Genomic DNA, 16708 nt, shown 5'->3' on the forward strand with positions numbered 1-16708 from the left:
GGCCGGGCGGGGAAGTGCAGGCTTACCGGCGGACGCCGACGAGCCGGCCGGCCACCAGCGAGATCAGGGTGATGATGATGGCTCCGAGCACTGCAGTCCAGAAGAACGAATTAATGGTGAAGTGGACCGGCGTGAAACTGCTGATCCAGGACGTCACGTACAGCATCGCGGCGCTGATGACGATGGTGAAGAGACCCAGCGTCAGGATGGTGATTGGGAGGGACAGGAAGCTCACTAAAGGGCGGATGAACGCATTGACCAATCCGAAGATCAGGCCGATGAACAAGTACGCCAGGACAGTTCCTGCCACGTCCGTTCCCTCTGCCACGCCGGTCTTGGCTACCGCGTCTGTTGTAGCCGATGTGGTGATATCCAAGCCGGGAAGAACCCAGCTGGCAATCCACAAGGCCAGCGCGTTGATGAGGACCCGGCCGATGAATGAACGCATGGTCCTATGTTTCCATACCTCCCTGTCAGCTGCTTGAGGGAGGGGGCAGCCTGCGCTTCCCTCCTGCATCCAGCGAAGTAGGCTGGTCTGCATGACGTCATCTGAGACAGTGACGGGCGGCGTCCAGCCCCGTCCCGTGGTGGCCCGGTTACCCCGCTACGCCGCCGGAAAACCCCCCGCCGCCGTTGACGGGCTGGCCAGTTACAAGCTGTCTTCCAATGAGAATCCGCTGCCCCCGCTCCCCGCGGTCCTGGATGCCATTGCGCACCAGACCGACTTCAACCGGTACCCGGACCCGCTGAGCAGCAGGCTCCGCGGTGAGCTGTCCGCATTCCTGGGTGTCCCCGCGGAGGACATCGTCACGGGCGCCGGCAGCCTCGGCGCCCTGAACCAGCTCCTGGCAACTTTCGTGGGACGGAACGACGACGGTACGCCGGATGAGGTGGTCTACGCGTGGCGCTCCTTTGAGGCGTACCCCATCAGTGTGGGCCTCTCCGGGGGTGAAGGCGTGCGCATCCCCGTCACTGCCGAGGGCCGGCACGACCTTCCCGCGATGGCCGCCGCCGTGACGCCCCGGACCAAAATGGTCCTCCTCTGCACACCCAACAATCCCACCGGCCCGGCCCTTCGCGCAGCGGAAACCGAGGAATTCATCCGGCTCGTCCCCCCTCACGTGGTGGTAGTGATTGACGAGGCCTACAAGGAGTTCGTGCGGGACGACGAAGCGGTGGATGGACTCGACATGTACCGCAGGTACCCCAACGTGGTGGTGCTCCGGACCTTCTCCAAGGCGCACGGACTGGCCGGGCTGCGGGTTGGTTACAGCGTGTCCAACCCTGCGCTGACGCAGCACCTTAGGGTGGCCGCAACCCCCTTCGCCGTGTCGCAGATTGCCGAAAAGGCCGCGATTGTGTCGCTGCAGAACTTCCCCCAGGTTGTAGAAAGGGTACAAAGCCTGGTTGATGAGCGGGAGCGGGTCACGGCAGGCCTGCGAAGCCTGGGGTGGGCCGTTCCCGACGCCCAAGGGAACTTCGTCTGGCTGGACCTGGGCGAGCACAGTGCCGAGTTCGCCGAGGCGGCCGGGGCACAGGCGCTGTCCGTCCGCGCATTCCCGGGCGAAGGCGTGAGGGTGAGCATCGGCGAGGTCGAGGCGAACTCCCGGTTCCTTCGGCTGTGTGCGAACTATACAAAGGCGCCACGGGGTTCCTAGCGCTTAACAAGTAGCTCTGCGGCTACCTACTGAAGATAAAGTTAGGATCAGTACAGCAATATATATGCCCCGCAGGGAATCTATTCCTTATGAGGCATATATCCCAGCGACATTGCACTGCATCCGCATGCGGCAAGCGAGGAGACGGTATGGGCACACATCTGCCTTCCACCGAGTTCGACGAAACAGCGGTAGACGACCAGCGCGAGGCTGATGCCGAGGCGGTCATGGGGGAACCCCCGGCGCAGATGGTCCAGCTCCTGGGCCCGGACGCAAAGCTTGGGTTCGATCCCGTCTTCACCGAGTACGCGGAGAAGATCACTCCTGAAGCCCTGCGCGGCCTTTATGCAGACATGGCGGCCATTCGCCGGTTCGACGTCGAGGCAACGGCCCTGCAGCGCCAGGGACAGCTTGCACTCTGGGTCCCGCTGACCGGCCAGGAAGCCGCGCAGATCGGCTCCGGCAGGGCCAGCCGGCCGCAGGACTACATCTTCCCCACCTACCGCGAACACGGCGTGGCACTGACCCGCGACGTGGACCTGGCCGAACTCCTCCGGCAGTTCCGCGGAGTGTCGAACGGCGGCTGGAACCCGAAGGACACCAACTTCCACCTCTACACGCTGGTCCTTGCCGCCCAGACGCTCCACGCCGTGGGCTACGCCATGGGCATCCAGCGCGACCAGAAGCTGGCGGCAGCTACGGGAGCCTCCGGTTCAGGGGAGGACGCTGCCGTTATCGCCTATTTCGGTGACGGCGCCAGCTCCGAGGGCGATGTCCACGAGTCCATGGTTTTCGCTTCCTCCTACAACGCCCCGGTGGTGTTCTTCTGCCAGAACAACCACTGGGCCATTTCCGTGCCCACCAACGTTCAGACCCGTGTGCCGCTGTCCAACCGCGCCAAGGGGTACGGCTTCCCGGGCATCCGCGTGGACGGAAACGACGTGATCGCCGTCCATGCCGTCACCGAGTGGGCTCTGGAGCACGCGCGCCAAGGCAAGGGCCCGGTCCTGATCGAGGCCTTCACCTACCGTGTGGGCGCCCACACCACTGCCGATGACCCCACCAAGTACCGCCAGTCGTCAGAAGAAGACGCCTGGCGGGCAAAGGACCCGCTGGCCCGCGTGGAGAAATACCTCCGCTCCGAGGGCCTGGCCGACGACGCCTTCTTCGCGAAGGTGAAGGCCGACGGCGATGAGCTCGCCGCCTACGTCCGGCGCACCACCCACGACCTCGAGACTCCTGACATCCGCTCTGCTTTCGCCAACACCTACGCAGAAGCCCACCCCCTCGTGGCGGAGGAGCTTGCATGGTTCGAGGAATACAGTGCAGGGTTCGCAGCCGGTGAGCATGGCGAAGAATCGGCGCAGGCAGCAGCAAAGGCAGGCCACTGATGACCACAATGACTATCGCCAAGGCCATCAACGAAGGCCTCCGCGCGACGCTCACGCAAAACCCTAAATCACTGCTGATGGGTGAAGACATCGGGCCCCTGGGCGGGGTGTACAGGGTGACCGACGGACTGATCGGCGAGTTCGGCCCGGACCGCGTGGTGGATACACCACTGGCCGAATCCGGGATCATCGGAACCGCGATTGGCCTCGCGCTGCGCGGCTACCGGCCGGTCTGCGAAATCCAGTTCGACGGTTTTGTCTTCCCCGGCTTCAACCAGATCACCACCCAGTTGGCCAAGATGCACGCCCGCAGCAACGGCAACCTCACGGTCCCGGTGGTCATCCGCATCCCGTACGGCGGAGGCATCGGTTCGGTTGAGCACCACTCGGAGTCCCCGGAGGCGCTGTTCGCGCACACCGCAGGCCTGCGTATCATCACGCCGTCCAATGCGCATGACGCGTACTGGATGGTCCAGCAGGCCGTGGAGTGCCAGGATCCTGTCATCATTTTCGAACCCAAGCGCCGGTACTGGCTCAAGGGCGAGGTGGACGTGCAGGCGCCGGGCCGGGCGGGGGACCCCTTCAAGGCCCACGTCCTCCGCAGCGGCACGGATGCGACCCTGGTTGCCTACGGCCCGCTGGTTCCGGTTGCGCTGGCCGCCGCCAACGCAGCCGAGGAGGACGGCCACAGCGTGGAGGTGATCGACCTCCGGTCCATCTCGCCGCTGGACTTCGATACCGTCACGGCCTCCGTTCAGAAGACCGGACGGTTGGTCGTTGCCCATGAGGCACCCACGTTCGGCGGTATCGGCGGTGAAATCGCGGCCCGGATCAGCGAGCGTGCCTTCCATTCACTGGAGGCTCCGGTGATCCGCGTTGGCGGATTCCACATGCCCTATCCGGTTGCCAAGGTGGAGGAAGACTACCTTCCGGACATTGACCGCATCCTGGAGGCGCTGGACCGCGCCCTCTCCTACTGAGGCTTTCCAACCAAGGACACCATGACTCTCAACAAGTTCAACCTGCCCGACGTCGGCGAGGGACTCACCGAGGCCGAAATCGTCTCCTGGAAGGTCAAGCCGGGCGACGCCGTCGCCATTAACGACGTCCTCTGCGAAATCGAAACGGCCAAGTCCCTCGTGGAACTGCCGTCTCCGTTCGCGGGAACCGTCACTGAACTGCTGGTCCCCGAAGGCGTGACCATCGACGTCGGCACCGCGATCATCAGCGTCAGCGATGACGTCGCGGGGGACCCGACCCCCGCGGACGTCCCTGCGCCTGAGATGCCTGTCCAGCCGCTCTACGGAAAGCTTCCGGCGTCCGACGCCGACTCAACGGGAAGTGCCCCCGCCGCCGACAGTGCGTTGGCCGGAGGGCCCCTGGTTGGCTCCGGGCCAAAGGCGGACGCCGTCAAGCGGCGGCCAAGGATTTCGACCAGCTCCACCACCAGGGGCCCGGCGGGTGCACTGTCCGTCAACGCGCCGGAGGTGGAGCCGGTCCAGCCCCGCACGCCGGCCGAGGTGTCCGCAAGGCCGGGGACACCGGCAGGCACTGCCACCCGGCTGCCAGGCGAAACCGCCGTCGACGCCGTGGACAACCGCCCCACGCTGGGCGGCACCATCACCGGCCTGGTCAACAAGGTCCTGGCGAAGCCCCCGGTCCGCAAGATCGCCCGGGACCTGGGCATTGACCTGGCGGACGTGGTGGCAACCGGATCACGCGGCGAGGTCACCCGGGAGGACCTGGTCAGCTACCAGGCCCAGCGGGACGCGGAACTGGACAAGGCGGACGGGTTCTGGGGGAAGGCCGGCAAGCCGCAGGACCAGAGGATCGAACGGATTCCCGTCAAGGGCGTCCGGAAAGCCACGGCGAAGGCCATGGTGGATTCCGCGTTCGCGGCGCCGCACGTCAGTATTTTCGTCGACGTTGATGCCAGCCGCACCATGGAATTCGTCAAGCGGCTCAAGGCGTCCAGGGATTTTGAGGGCATCAAAGTCTCGCCGCTGCTTATCCTTGCCAAGGCCGTGATCTGGGCGGCCGCACGGAACCCCAGCGTCAATGCCACGTGGGTGGACAACGCGGACGGAACCGGCGGCGCCGAGATCCATGTGAAGCATTACATGAACCTGGGCATCGCGGCAGCCACACCCCGCGGGCTGATGGTGCCCAACATCAAGAACGCCCAGGACCTGTCCCTGAAGGAACTGGCGCTGGCGCTCAACAACCTGGCCGTCACCGCCAGGGCCGGCAAAACCCAGCCCGCCGAGATGCAGGGCGGCACGCTCACCATCACCAACATCGGTGCCCTCGGGATTGATACCGGCACGCCCATCATCAATCCGGGCGAGGTTGCCATCGTGGCCTTCGGAACCATCAAGCAGAAGCCCTGGGTCCTGGACGGGGAAGTGATCCCGCGCTGGATCACCACCCTTGGCGGATCATTCGACCACCGCGTGGTGGACGGCGACCTCTCCGCCCGCTTTATGGCCGACGTCGCTGCCATCCTTGAGGAGCCGGCGCTCCTCCTGGACTAGGGCAGCACTGTGGCCGCCGACAGCAGCAGCACCATCCGGCTGAAAAACCGTGCCGCACGATGGCTGACGGAGGTGTTCCAGCCGCCCGTGGTGGTGAGCATCCAGTTGCTGATCAGCCCCATGACGCAGCCGGGGTTCCCCGGAACCATCAGCTACGGAGCGCTGGCCGCCCTGTTCGTCTGCGTGCTACCGCTGTTCCTGCTCCTCCTGCTGGTACGGATGGGGAAGGTGACGGACCACCACGTCAGCGACCGCCGGCAGCGTGCGCCTGTGCTGCTGATGGCGTTGGCCTGCATCCTGGCCGGGCTCCTGGTGCTGGAAGCGGTGGGGGCGCCGCAAAGCGTGGTGGCAATGGTCCTTGCGGTGGTGGCGGGGGTCGTGGTGCTGGCGGCCGTGAGCCCGTTCTGGAAGATCAGCGGGCATGCGGCAGCGGTGTCCTCTTCAGCCGTGATCGCCGTGCTCATGCTTGGGCCGGCCTGGCTTCCGCTGCTGCTCCTGGTACCCGCCGTGGGCTGGTCCCGCGTGGTGCTGCGCGCGCATTCACGGGCACAGGTGATCGCCGGCGCGCTCTTTGGCGGCGTGGTGATGGGCGGCATCTGGTGGGCCCTCGAAGGCTGGATGGTTCCTTAGCCAAGCACCCGGCAGGACGGGTGTCCGCTCCCTAGTAGGAGGTATGCGCGGCCAGCATCTCAAGAGTTGCCGGGTCTGCGGTGGTACCCAGGACCACTGCGGCACCCGTCATGAGTACAGCCATGGCCGCTGCCATGCCGGCCCAGGCCGTCAGGAGCTTCCAATCCTCCCGCAACACGCTGCCCACGGTCTCGGGAAGCCTCAGGCCTGGGGCGATGAGGTTCGGCGCGCTGTCCACGCTGCCGTCGTCCAGCAAGGCGACCACCCGGTCATTGCTGCGGTCAACCCGCATGGAGCAGATGTGGTTGCCGTGGCGGGCAAGGAGGATGTCGTGGCCTGCCAGATGGCGGCGCTGGAGGGTAATCATTGGGGCCCCTTGATGGTGGTGGTAGTGGGTGTCCGCACCGTTGGGGGCTTATCCAATTTTATCGTCGGGGCAGCGCCGGAAAGGCGCTTTCGGGCGTGAGAACGGACACCATGCAGGGGCGTGGCTCCCGCATGGTGTCCGTAAAGCCGCTACTCGGCGTCGTACGTGTTTGCGATGTAAACGTCGCAGGGGGCATTGTGGGCAACGCTGTTTGCTACGCTGCCAAGCACGCGGCCAATACCGTGCATCCTGCGGTTTCCCACCACGATGATCCGGGCTTCCATCCGCAGGGCCTCCTTGATGAGTGCATCGGCCGGCCGGCCGCGGGCGGCGGAGTACGTCACCTTGATGTCCCTCCCCAGCGATTCTGCGACTGTCCGTGCCACGTGCTCGGCGGCATCCGCGTCGGACACGATCCACCGGTCGCTGCCGCTGCCAAACACCTCGGTCTTGTCGCTGTCGAAGGCGGACACCACATGGAGGGAGGCGCCGAGGGCCGCGGCGAGGTCCCGCGCCGCTTCGGCTGCTTTCTTTGCCGTCCCGCTGCCGTCCACCCCTACAACGATGATTCCGCTCATGTGTGCTCCTTTGCTTGGTTTCGGTGGCGCTTGGTCAGGCCAAGGCTACAGCGCGGCGATGGCTTCCTGCAGCACCGGCGCCAGGCGGCGCACGCCTTCGGTGATGGCTTCCGGGGGCACGGCGCTGAACGCCAGGCGCAGCTTGTTGGACGGTTCGTCCGACGGCGTGAAGGCGGCCCCGGGGATGAACACCACTCCGGCGTCGATCGCCTTCTGCAACAGGGGATAAGTGTCCACCCCCTCCGGGAGGGTCACCCATACGAAGAAGCCGCCCTCGGGGCTGGTCCAGGTGGTTCCGGCCGGCATGTGCTCGGCCAGGGCGGCGAGCATGGCGCTGCAGCGTTCGGCGTACAGCTCGCGGTAGGTCTGGATCTGGCCCCTCCAGTCGTAGTCGCGGAGGTACGCCGAGACCAGCATCTGGTTGAAGGCCGGCGGGCAGAGCGTCACGGCCTCGGCTGCCAGGTAATACCGGCGCTGCAGGTGTTCGGGAACCAGGGCCCAGCCGATCCGCAGGCCGGGGGCGAAAATCTTGGAGAAGGAACCCATGTAGATGACGTCGTCCGGGTTTTCTGCGCGGAGCGGCTTAAGTGGCTCACCGCCGAAGCGGAGCAGGCCGTAGGGGTTGTCCTCGATCACCAGGATATTCGCTTTGCGGCATATGTCCACCACCTGCTGGCGGCGCTCCTTGGCCAGCGTTATCCCCGAGGGGTTGTTGAAGTTGGGGATGGTGTACAGGAACTTGACGTTCTTTCCGGCCGTCTGGAGGGCGGCAATCCGCGCCTCCAGCAGTTCCGGCACCAGGCCGGACTGGTCCATCCCTATGGTTTCCACCTGCACCTGGTACGCCTCGAAGGTGTTGAGTGCGCCCACGTAGGTGGGCTCCTCCACGAGGACCACGTCGCCCGGATTGCAGAAGACCTTGGTGGCCACGTCCTGCGCAGACTGCGAACCGGCGGTGATCACCACGTTCTGCGGAAGGGCGTCGAGAATGCCTTCTGCCGCCATCACCTCGCAGATCTGGGCGCGGAGCTCCTCGGATCCTTGCCCGCTGCCGTACTGCAGTGCGGTCAGCCCGTCGTCGGCGATGATTTTCGCGGCCGTCGCGGCGAGCCGGTCCAGCGGGAGGGACTGCAGGTAGGGGCTTCCGCCGGCAAGCGAGACAAGCCCTGGACGCATGGAAATGTCAAAGACATCCCTCACCGCTGACTGTCGGATGTTCGCGGCGCGTGCTGAAAACAGTTCTTCATGGCGGTGGGCGGAGGTTGCCGCCCGCTCGATGGCATCAATGGCTTCGGCCGGCAGCGTCCCTGCTGCGGCGTCAAGTGTTTCGTGGGTCACATCATCAGGATACCGCGGAGTGTTGCCTAAAAAGCAACACCTGTATATCAGTGAGTCACCCGGCCTGTGGGCCCGGCCGTTGGAAGCAGGGCAGCCCTAGTCGAGCTCCAGCGCCTCCGCCAGGCTGCGTCCGTTCACGTAGATCTCTGCCCTGATGGCGCCGGCGGCCGCTACTGCTGTTTGCGTGAGCTGTGCTTCCATGCGGGGCACATCGCAGGTCCCTCCGGGCCTAAGGACGCCGGTGAGGTACACCGTGACGGTGGTGCCGTCGAAGCTGCCGGAAAGGAACTTCAGCCGCGACCCGGACAGGGCGTTGTAGGCCTTCGGTTCATGCTCGGACAGCGCCTCCCCGGGCGGGTCCAGCAGCGCGCCGATGGCAGCAGGAAGCGCCTCCGCGGCAGGGCCGGCGTGGGCTATGCCCACCAGGCTGTCATTGCAGCCAAAGCGCACTCCGTTCCTGCCGCCGTCGTCCACGAGCACGTAGTACGCGGTGACCGTGCCGGCCTCGGATTCGCCATGGATGGTGCCGTCCGGGAGCCCAGCTTGCGCCGCCCCGGCTTCGGAGCTGCCGGTTGCCGGAACGGATGTAGCCCGCGCGTCCGGTCCCGCAGCGGGGCCGGATGAGTCCGGCGGTGCGGCGGGAGCCTCCAGCGGCGCGGCGTCCCGGGGCTGCGGTGCGGGGGTAAGGGACTGCGGGGCTTCTGCCGGCGCGCCCCTGTTGACTGCCAGCGGGGCGGAAGGCGCCTGCCTGGGCTCCTGGGGGGCCTGGACTACGCAGGCGCCGAGCCACAATGGAAGCGTGAGGCTGGCCACTGCTGCTGCCCGCAGCCTGGCCCTGCGTTCTCCTGCATTCCACCCTGCTGGCATGCCTGCACCGCAATCCTTGTCCGGTCCGGTGGATTAACGTTACGGCCGGGGTTTTGGAGCGGGAATGCCGGGAAGGTACCGGTTGGGATAAGAGTTGGTCACGGGAGCGCGGCAGGCAGCGCCGCAGTCAGGACGTCGGCTGGCCCGGCCATACCCTGCCTTCCCATGGATCGTAGTCCGCAATGAGTTCCTCCTGCTCCGGGCGCTCCGCCTCCGGGACGTGCTGCAGGTTCACCCGCACCCGGTACCAGAGCGAGCTCGATCCGCGCATCCCGTCCACCATGACGTCTGCTGGATGGAGGTCTTGGACAAGGCCGGCATGCCGGGACTTCCACTCCCCAAGGGCGGCCAGCGCCTCGGGCTTGGTCCTGGTCCGGGCCACTTCGATGAGCGGCATCACCGATTGCCGGCGGCCGGAGCCGTCCCCGGCACGCGGCGCCTTCTCGGCGGGTCCCAGCTCGGCAGCCAGGGCCAGGAGTGCATCCAGGGTGCCCACGGCGTCGTCGATCCCCGCGTGGGGGTCGCCCATATCAGCGAAGCGCCCGGGCACTGTTAGGACCGTAAACTGTTCGGGCCGGGCGGAGCGGACTTCATCCCACGTCAACGGCGTGGAGACCCGGGCGTCGGGCAGGGGCCGGATCGAGTAGGCCGATGCCACGGTGCGGTCCTTGGCGTTCTGGTTGAAGTCCACAAACACACTCTCACCGCGCTCCTCCTTCCACCACCGCGCGGTGGCCAGGCCCGGAGCGCGGTTCTCAACCTCACGGGCGAGGGTCTCTGCGGCGAGCCGGACGTCACGGTAGGACCACTGCGGCGCGATCCGCACCAGGATGTGGAGCCCGCGCGAGCCGCTGGTTTTTGGCCACCCCGCCAGGCCGACGTCGTCGAGCACCTCCCGCGCCACATAGGCGACGTCGACGATCTGCGACCAGTCCACGCCCGGCATCGGGTCAAGGTCCACGCGGAGCTCATCGGGGTGCTCCAGGTCCTCGGCGCGCACGGGATGCGGGTTAAGGTCCAGGCACCCGAGATTCACCACCCAGGCCAGGCCGGCGGCGTCCCGGATGACCGCCTCTTCGGCCGATGTCCCGGACGCGTAGTGCAGTGTTGCGGTGTCAATGAAGTCCGGGTGGTTTTCCGGCACGCGCTTCTGGAAAAACGGCTCTGCGCCGATGCCCTTGGGGAAGCGCTTGAGGACCATCGGCCGCCCGCCTGCACCGCGCAGTGCGCCCTCCGCGACGGAAAGGTAGTACCGCACCAGGTCCAGCTTCGTCAGCCCCGGTTCCGGGAACACCATCTTGTCGGGGCTTGAGATGCGGACTTCTGTCCCGGCAATGGAAAGGGTCTCGGCCGGGGTCTTCGACGGGCTCATTCCGTCACGCTAGCAACGATCGGATGCGGCAGCCAGAGCGGGAGCGGCCGCCGCGTTAAACCGAAGTGCCCGGCGCAGATCTCTGCACCGGGCACCGCGGACGGCCAGCTGGCTAGGCTGCCGGCCGGGCGGCCGCGAGGGCGTCGAACACACCCTTGATCTGCTCCACCACCTCAGCGTCGTCCTTCGGGTGGATCTCAGCGAAGCGCACCATGGAGCCGGGCACGGCGAGCTTGACGTCCTCGAGAACCCGGGCGCCGGCGATGCCTGCAGCCTTGCGGGCCTCGTCCTGGGCCCAGACCCCGCCGTACTGGCCAAAGGCAGTTCCGACGACGGCGGTGGGCTTGCCGGCGAGGGCGCCGGCGCCGAAGGGGCGGGACAGCCAGTCGATGGCGTTCTTCAGGGCGGCCGGCACCGTGCCGTTGTGCTCCGGAGTGACGAGCAGCAGCGTGTCCGCCCCGTTGGCGGCGGCGCGCAGCGCGGCAGCCGCCTCGGGCACCTGGCCCTCGACGTCGATGTCCTCGTTGTAGAACGGAATGTTGCCCAGGCTCTCGTGGATCACCACGTCCACCTGCTCCGGTGCGTTCAGCTGGATTGCCTCGGCAAGTTTCTGGTTGGTGGAGTCGGCGCGGAGGCTGCCGACGAGGGTGAGGACGGTGCTCTTGGTCATGGGAACTCCTGGATCAGGGCTGCGGGAGGGCCGCTGCCGTTGGAAAGCTGGGGCAGTTACTGCCTTCACCAGAGTAAACGGACCGTAGTCCGTTTATTATTCCCGGGCCTTAGAATAACTGATGTGAGCTTCATCCCACTGCGGCCCGGCCTGACCCCGGAGCCCTCCCCTGAACGCAGCGACGCCGCGCGGAACCGGGAACGCCTGCTGAAGGCTGCGCAGGAACTTATTGAGGAGTGCGGCGCCCAGGGCCTGACCATGGACCGGCTCGCTGAACACGCCGGTGTGGGGAAAGGCACCGTTTTCCGCCGGTTTGGCAGCCGGGCCGGGCTGATGCTTACCCTCCTGAGTGAATCGGAGGCTGCCTTCCAGGCGCGCTTCATGTTTGGACCGCCGCCGCTTGGGCCGGGCGCTCCGGGGCTGGAACGGCTCATCGCGTTCGGTGCCGAAAGAATCGCCTACGTGATGGAATTCGGCGAGCTTGTGCTCGCGGCGGAGAACGCAGCCCGGGGCCGCTTCGAAGCGCCTCCCGCGGCGCTCTGGCACCGCCATATCGAGGTGCTGCTCCGGGACGAGGGATTCGAGCCCGACCCCTGGCTGATGGCGGGATCCTTGAGCGCAACCCTTGATCCGGAGCGGCTGCTGACCCTGGTGAGGGTGCACGGAGTTACCCCCGAACGGTTGGCGGCTTCGTGGCGGGAGCTTGTCACACGGGTGGTCCGCGGCGCGTAGATTACGCCAGTTTCGTGCCGGCCGTCCAGTCACACGAACTTCACAAACTTATTCATAACGATCTGATACGGGCGGGTAGCTTTCCGGGCGTCCGCCCGCATTTTCGCTCGGGGCTTGTGATAGTTTCCTCTGGAATGTGACCCGCGACATAGTCCATCAGGACCTGGCCTGCCAAGGCTGCGGGAGGCCAGCTACCCGCTGGTGGAGGACCCGATGACGCGGCACAACCCCCGCTGAACCGGGGATGACGGAAGGATCCAGCACGTGATTGTTGACAGGGCCAAGAACCCGGCGCACCAGTGGATACTGCTGTGCTCCTTCCCCCGGCCCGTGGCGGCGAAACGGAAATAGCGCCCCATGCTCAGGTACCTCGCCAAGCGCGGCATCACGTACATCTTCATGATCTTCCTGACTACCTCGGCCGGGTATTTCCTGGCGGTCAGTTCCCTGAAGCCCGCGCTGCTTGAGCAGGAACGGATTCCCCGCCCCACCCCCGAGCAGGTGGCAAACTCCATGCGGCTGAAGGGCCTCGATCCAGACCTCAGCCCGTGGGAACGGTACGTCGAATGGCTGACCGGGATCGTGACTCGCTGGGACTGGGGCCGGAGCCCCAACGGCGCCTTCATCAACGCCGAGTTCGGAGACCGTGTCTGGATCTCCACGCGGCTCTTCCTGGCCTCCATCATCCTGACGCTGGTGATCGGCGTGGCCCTGGGGGTCTACTCGGCCGCACGCCAGTACAAGTTCCAGGACCGGGCCATCACTTCGTACAGCTACCTTGCCTACATCGTTCCCGCCCCGATTGCCTACTTCCTGGTGCAGCTGGGTGCCATTAACATCAACGAAACCGTGGGCGAGCGCATCTTCTTCGTCACCGGCATCTCCACACCCGGCATAGAGCCGGGCTGGGCCCAGTTCATCGACATGCTCGCGCACTACGCCGTTCCCACGGTGGCCATCACACTGGTGGGCTGGGGGTCCTACCAGATCGCCCAGCGCCAGTACCTCCTGGACAACGTTAACGCGGACTTCGTCCGGACGGCCCGCGCCAAGGGGCTCACCCGCAACCAGGCCATCTCCCGGCATGCACTGCGTGTCTCCTTCATCCCGGTGGCCCAAAGCATCGCCTTCACCATCCCGGCCATCTTTGCCGGCGGCTTCTTCGCCGAGAAGATCTTCGCGTGGCCGGGCGTGGGTTCGTGGAGCATCGACGCCATCTCGCTCCAGGACGTGAATGCCGCCACCGCCACCCTGGCGTACGGTTCGGTCATCTTCGCCCTGGGCGCCATCCTGGCGGATTTCGCCACCACCCTTGTTGACCCGAGAGTGCGGGTGCAGTAGCCGTGACCAACCTCAATGCAGTGGATCCGGCCGCCGTCGCGCAGGACGCGCACCTGGAGAACGCCGACGTCGTCATTGGCAAGAACACCATCATCTTCCGCCGCTTCATGCGGAACAAGACGGCCGTGGCGGGCCTTGGCATCTTCCTTGCCCTGACCCTCTTTTCCTTTGTGGGCGGATACTTCACCCAATGGGACAAGGAAACCATCGACCCGTTCAACATCGGCATGCCGCCGTCAGCCGAGCACTTCCTGGGGACCTCCCAGGCGGGCATAGACCTCTACGCGATGACGGTGGAAGGCACGCGGATCTCCATCCTGATCGGCCTGATTGTCGGTCTCGTTTCTGTCCTCGTCGCCGCCGTCTATGGCTGCACCATGGCCTACTTCGGCGGCAAGGTGGACAAGGTGATGCTCTTCATCCTGGAAGCGCTCATCATGATGCCGGCCCTCCTGGTAGTGGCGGTGGCCACCAGCGGCGGAGGTGAGGGGCTCAGGCGGAACCTGCCGTCGTGGCTGCTGCTCATCATCGTGCTGCTCGTCTTCAGCTGGATGGGCACGGCACGGCTGATCCGGTCCATGTCCATGTCACTGATGCAGCGGGACTTCGTCAAGGCAGCCCAGTACATGGGCGTCCCGGCGCGCAGGATCGTGTGGCGGCACCTGGTCCCCAACATCGGATCGCTGCTGGTCCTGGACATCACCCGCGGCGTTACCGGTGCCATCCTCGCGGAAGTGGCCTTCTCCTTCATCGGCATCGGCATCAAGGTTCCGGATGTGAGCCTCGGCGTGCTGATCGGCGGCGCAACGTCCCAGGTGCAGACCTTCCCCTGGATGTTCTGGGTGCCGCTGACCGTCATGTTCCTCCTCACCGGGTCCCTGGCCATGATGAACGACGGCCTGCGGGACGCCTTCGACCCCAGCTCAAGTTCATCCGGCAGCGCCAGGAAACGCACCGCCCTGAAAACCCGCGTAAAGGGGAACGCCTCATGAGCAGCGAAACTGCCGCCGGACCGGTTGGACAGCCCCAGTCAGCGGTGGAGCGGCTGCACGTCGCGGGCCTGCACGCGCCCACGGACGCAGTCCTGTCCGTCCGGGACCTGAACGTCCGCTTCAACACCGAGAACGGCGTGGTGCATGCCGTCCGGGGAGTGGACTTCGACCTGATGCCAGGAAGGACGCTGGGCATCGTGGGTGAGTCGGGCTCCGGCAAGTCGGTGACGTCCCTCGCCATCATGGGCCTGCTCCCTGCCACAGCCGAGGTCACCGGTTCGGTCCGGCTCAAGGGCAAGGAACTGCTGGGGCTCAGCGACAAAGCCATGTGCGGGTACCGCGGCAATGAGCTGGCCATGGTCTTCCAGGATCCGCTGTCTTCCCTGACGCCCGTCTACACGGTGGGCACGCAGATCATCGAGGCGCTGACCATCCACAACCCCACCTTGAGCAAGCAGGCGAAGGAGGCGCGCGCCGTCGAACTTCTTGCCATGGTGGGCATCCCCAGCCCCAAGGAGCGGCTCAGGGCCTTCCCGCACGAGTTCTCCGGCGGCATGCGCCAGCGGGTGATGATCGCCATCGCCATCGCCAACAACCCGCGGGTCCTCATCGCGGATGAGCCGACGACGGCCCTGGACGTGACCATCCAGGCCCAGGTGCTGGAGGTGCTGCATACCGCGCAGGAGGAGACCGGCGCCGCCGTCGTCATGATCACGCACGACCTCGGCGTGGTGGCCGGCATGGCTGACGACATCATGGTGATGTATGCCGGCAGGCCGGTGGAGACGGGTGCAGTGGATGACCTCTACTACAACCCGCGGATGCCCTACACCATGGGCCTGCTCGGCGCCGTACCCCGCGTTGATGTCGCGGAAAAGGCATCGCTGGTCCCCATTGAGGGAATGCCGCCCAACCTGGTCCACACACCCACCGGCTGCTCGTTCGCCCCCCGCTGCCCGCTCGCGGAGGACGCGTGCCTCGATGGCGAACCGGCGCTCCTCCCGGTACCGGGCAGCGCGTACCACAGCGCGGCCTGCATCAAATCGGAGTCCCTGGGCGGTGACGTTGATGCCCACGATGTCTTCGCCGCCCCGCCCGTGCCCGTCTCACGTTTCGACGCCATCCCGCGGGAGGAGCGCTCAACAGTCCTGCAGCTCAAGGACGTGCGCAAACACTTCCCGCTGACCCGGGGCGCGCTGCTCAAGAAGCGGATCGGCACCATCAAGGCAGTGGACGGACTGACCTTCGATATCCGCGAAGGGGAGTGCTTCTCCATCGTGGGGGAGTCCGGCTCAGGCAAGACCACCACGCTGCTGGAAATCATGGAATTCCACAAGGACCAGGATGGCGAAGTGGTGATTGGCGGCATCAGCAACAAGCAGGCCGCCGATGCCCGGACCAAGAGCGCCATGCGCCGTGAACTCCAGATGGTGTTCCAGGACCCCACCGGCGCACTGGATCCGCGATTCACGGTCTATGAAGTGCTCGCCGAGCCGCTCCAGAACGCGGGCATGGACCGGCAGGCCATCAAGAAGCGCATCATGGAGCTCATGAAGCTGGTGGGCCTGCAGCCGGACCACGTCAACCGCTTCCCCAACCAGTTCTCCGGCGGCCAGCGCCAGCGCATCGGAATAGCCCGCGCCCTGGCCGTGAACCCGAAGCTCGTTGTCCTGGACGAGCCTGTCTCCGCCCTGGATGTCTCCGTCCAGGCCGGCGTCATCAACCTCCTCGACAAGCTCCGCGCCGAACTGGGCCTCAGCTACCTTCTGGTGGCCCACGACCTCTCCGTGGTCCGGCACATCTCCAACCGGGTAGCCGTGATGTACCTGGGGAAGATCGTGGAGATCGGCGAGGTGGACCGCGTGTTCGACAACCCCCGCCACCCCTACACCCGCGCCCTGCTCTCGGCCATCCCGGTTCCGGACCCGCAGCTGGAACGCACGCGGGAACGCATCATTCTCCGGGGGGAGCTGCCCTCGCCGCTGGACGCCCCCAAGGGCTGCAACTTCGCCACGCGCTGCCCCGTTTTCGCAGCGCTGCCGGCGGCGAAGCAGGAAAAATGCCTGACTCTTGAACCACCCCTGGAGCTTGTACCGCCGTCGCCGGCGGCCCAGGCCTTGGCGGCGCACCCGCTGCCCGCCCTGGACCAACGCTTCGCCTGCTTCTTCCCCGACGGGGAGCTGGACGAGGACATGCTGGTGGTCCATGACGCGGCGGACCACCATGCATCCTAGGTTT

At 66.1% G+C, this 16708-nt stretch carries 16 protein-coding genes; 9 read left to right on the plus strand and 7 right to left on the minus strand.

Annotated features, from left to right (window positions below; genetic code table 11):
* Positions 1-22: 22 nt before the first annotated feature.
* Entirely contained in the window at positions 23-448 is a 426-nt protein-coding gene (locus GK109_RS10635; protein WP_157240301.1) for a phage holin family protein, read from the minus strand.
* Positions 449-539: 91 nt separating this feature from the next.
* On the opposite strand from GK109_RS10635, the gene GK109_RS10640 reads away from it, so the two are divergent.
* The 5 genes from GK109_RS10640 (at position 540) to GK109_RS10660 (ending at position 6213) form a co-directional block, all read left to right on the plus strand.
* Positions 540-1658, plus strand: coding sequence for a histidinol-phosphate transaminase (locus GK109_RS10640; protein WP_157240303.1), 1119 nt, complete (start codon positions 540-542; stop codon positions 1656-1658).
* Between the two features lie 149 nt (positions 1659-1807).
* Complete coding sequence (gene pdhA / locus GK109_RS10645) at positions 1808-3049, plus strand: pyruvate dehydrogenase (acetyl-transferring) E1 component subunit alpha (RefSeq protein ID WP_157240305.1); 1242 nt, start codon at positions 1808-1810, stop codon at positions 3047-3049.
* Positions 3049-4029, plus strand: a complete 981-nt coding sequence (locus tag GK109_RS10650) for an alpha-ketoacid dehydrogenase subunit beta (RefSeq protein WP_157240306.1) — start codon at positions 3049-3051, stop codon at positions 4027-4029. The genes pdhA and GK109_RS10650 overlap by 1 nt, the downstream gene beginning before the upstream one ends.
* Before the next feature lie 21 nt (positions 4030-4050).
* A complete protein-coding gene (locus GK109_RS10655; protein ID WP_157240308.1) occupies positions 4051-5583 on the plus strand; it encodes a dihydrolipoamide acetyltransferase family protein in 1533 nt (510 codons plus the stop codon).
* Between the two features lie 9 nt (positions 5584-5592).
* Positions 5593-6213, plus strand: a complete 621-nt coding sequence (locus GK109_RS10660) for a phosphatase PAP2 family protein (RefSeq protein WP_370460534.1) — start codon at positions 5593-5595, stop codon at positions 6211-6213.
* A 31-nt stretch (positions 6214-6244) separates the two neighbouring features.
* Here the strand turns inward: GK109_RS10660 and GK109_RS10665 are convergent, their stop codons facing one another.
* From GK109_RS10665 to GK109_RS10690, 6 genes are all read right to left on the minus strand, one after another.
* Positions 6245-6580: a hypothetical protein gene (locus GK109_RS10665; protein WP_157240310.1), complete on the minus strand. Its 336-nt coding sequence runs from the start codon at positions 6578-6580 to the stop codon at positions 6245-6247.
* A 149-nt stretch (positions 6581-6729) separates the two neighbouring features.
* Positions 6730-7158 (minus strand): universal stress protein, encoded by a 429-nt coding sequence (locus GK109_RS10670; protein WP_157240312.1) that lies wholly within the window; start codon positions 7156-7158, stop codon positions 6730-6732.
* A gap of 45 nt (positions 7159-7203) precedes the next feature.
* Complete coding sequence (locus tag GK109_RS10675) at positions 7204-8496, minus strand: PLP-dependent aminotransferase family protein (RefSeq protein WP_321214755.1); 1293 nt, start codon at positions 8494-8496, stop codon at positions 7204-7206.
* Between the two features lie 96 nt (positions 8497-8592).
* Positions 8593-9363, minus strand: a complete 771-nt coding sequence (locus tag GK109_RS21915; protein ID WP_197432445.1) for a hypothetical protein — start codon at positions 9361-9363, stop codon at positions 8593-8595.
* A gap of 127 nt (positions 9364-9490) precedes the next feature.
* A complete protein-coding gene (gene ligD, locus GK109_RS10685; protein WP_157240315.1) occupies positions 9491-10735 on the minus strand; it encodes a non-homologous end-joining DNA ligase in 1245 nt (414 codons plus the stop codon).
* A 112-nt stretch (positions 10736-10847) separates the two neighbouring features.
* Complete coding sequence (locus GK109_RS10690; protein ID WP_157240317.1) at positions 10848-11405, minus strand: NAD(P)H-dependent oxidoreductase; 558 nt, start codon at positions 11403-11405, stop codon at positions 10848-10850.
* A 123-nt stretch (positions 11406-11528) separates the two neighbouring features.
* On the opposite strand from GK109_RS10690, the gene GK109_RS10695 reads away from it, so the two are divergent.
* The 4 genes from GK109_RS10695 (at position 11529) to GK109_RS10710 (ending at position 16704) form a co-directional block, all read left to right on the plus strand.
* On the plus strand, positions 11529-12137 hold the full coding sequence (locus GK109_RS10695) for a helix-turn-helix domain-containing protein (protein WP_321214752.1): 609 nt from the start codon (positions 11529-11531) through the stop codon (positions 12135-12137).
* Between the two features lie 357 nt (positions 12138-12494).
* The gene (locus GK109_RS10700; protein WP_157240320.1) at positions 12495-13478 is read left to right on the plus strand and encodes an ABC transporter permease; all 984 of its coding nucleotides are present in this window, start codon (positions 12495-12497) and stop codon (positions 13476-13478) included.
* 2 nt (positions 13479-13480) lie between these two features.
* Positions 13481-14470, plus strand: a complete 990-nt coding sequence (locus GK109_RS10705) for an ABC transporter permease (RefSeq protein ID WP_321214751.1) — start codon at positions 13481-13483, stop codon at positions 14468-14470.
* Positions 14467-16704, plus strand: coding sequence for an ABC transporter ATP-binding protein (locus GK109_RS10710; protein WP_157240322.1), 2238 nt, complete (start codon positions 14467-14469; stop codon positions 16702-16704). The genes GK109_RS10705 and GK109_RS10710 overlap by 4 nt, the downstream gene beginning before the upstream one ends.
* Positions 16705-16708 lie beyond the last annotated feature (4 nt).

The sequence above is a fragment of the Pseudarthrobacter sp. GA104 genome (assembly GCF_009741265.1).
In the GTDB taxonomy this organism is placed as follows: Bacteria; Actinomycetota; Actinomycetes; order Actinomycetales; family Micrococcaceae; genus Arthrobacter.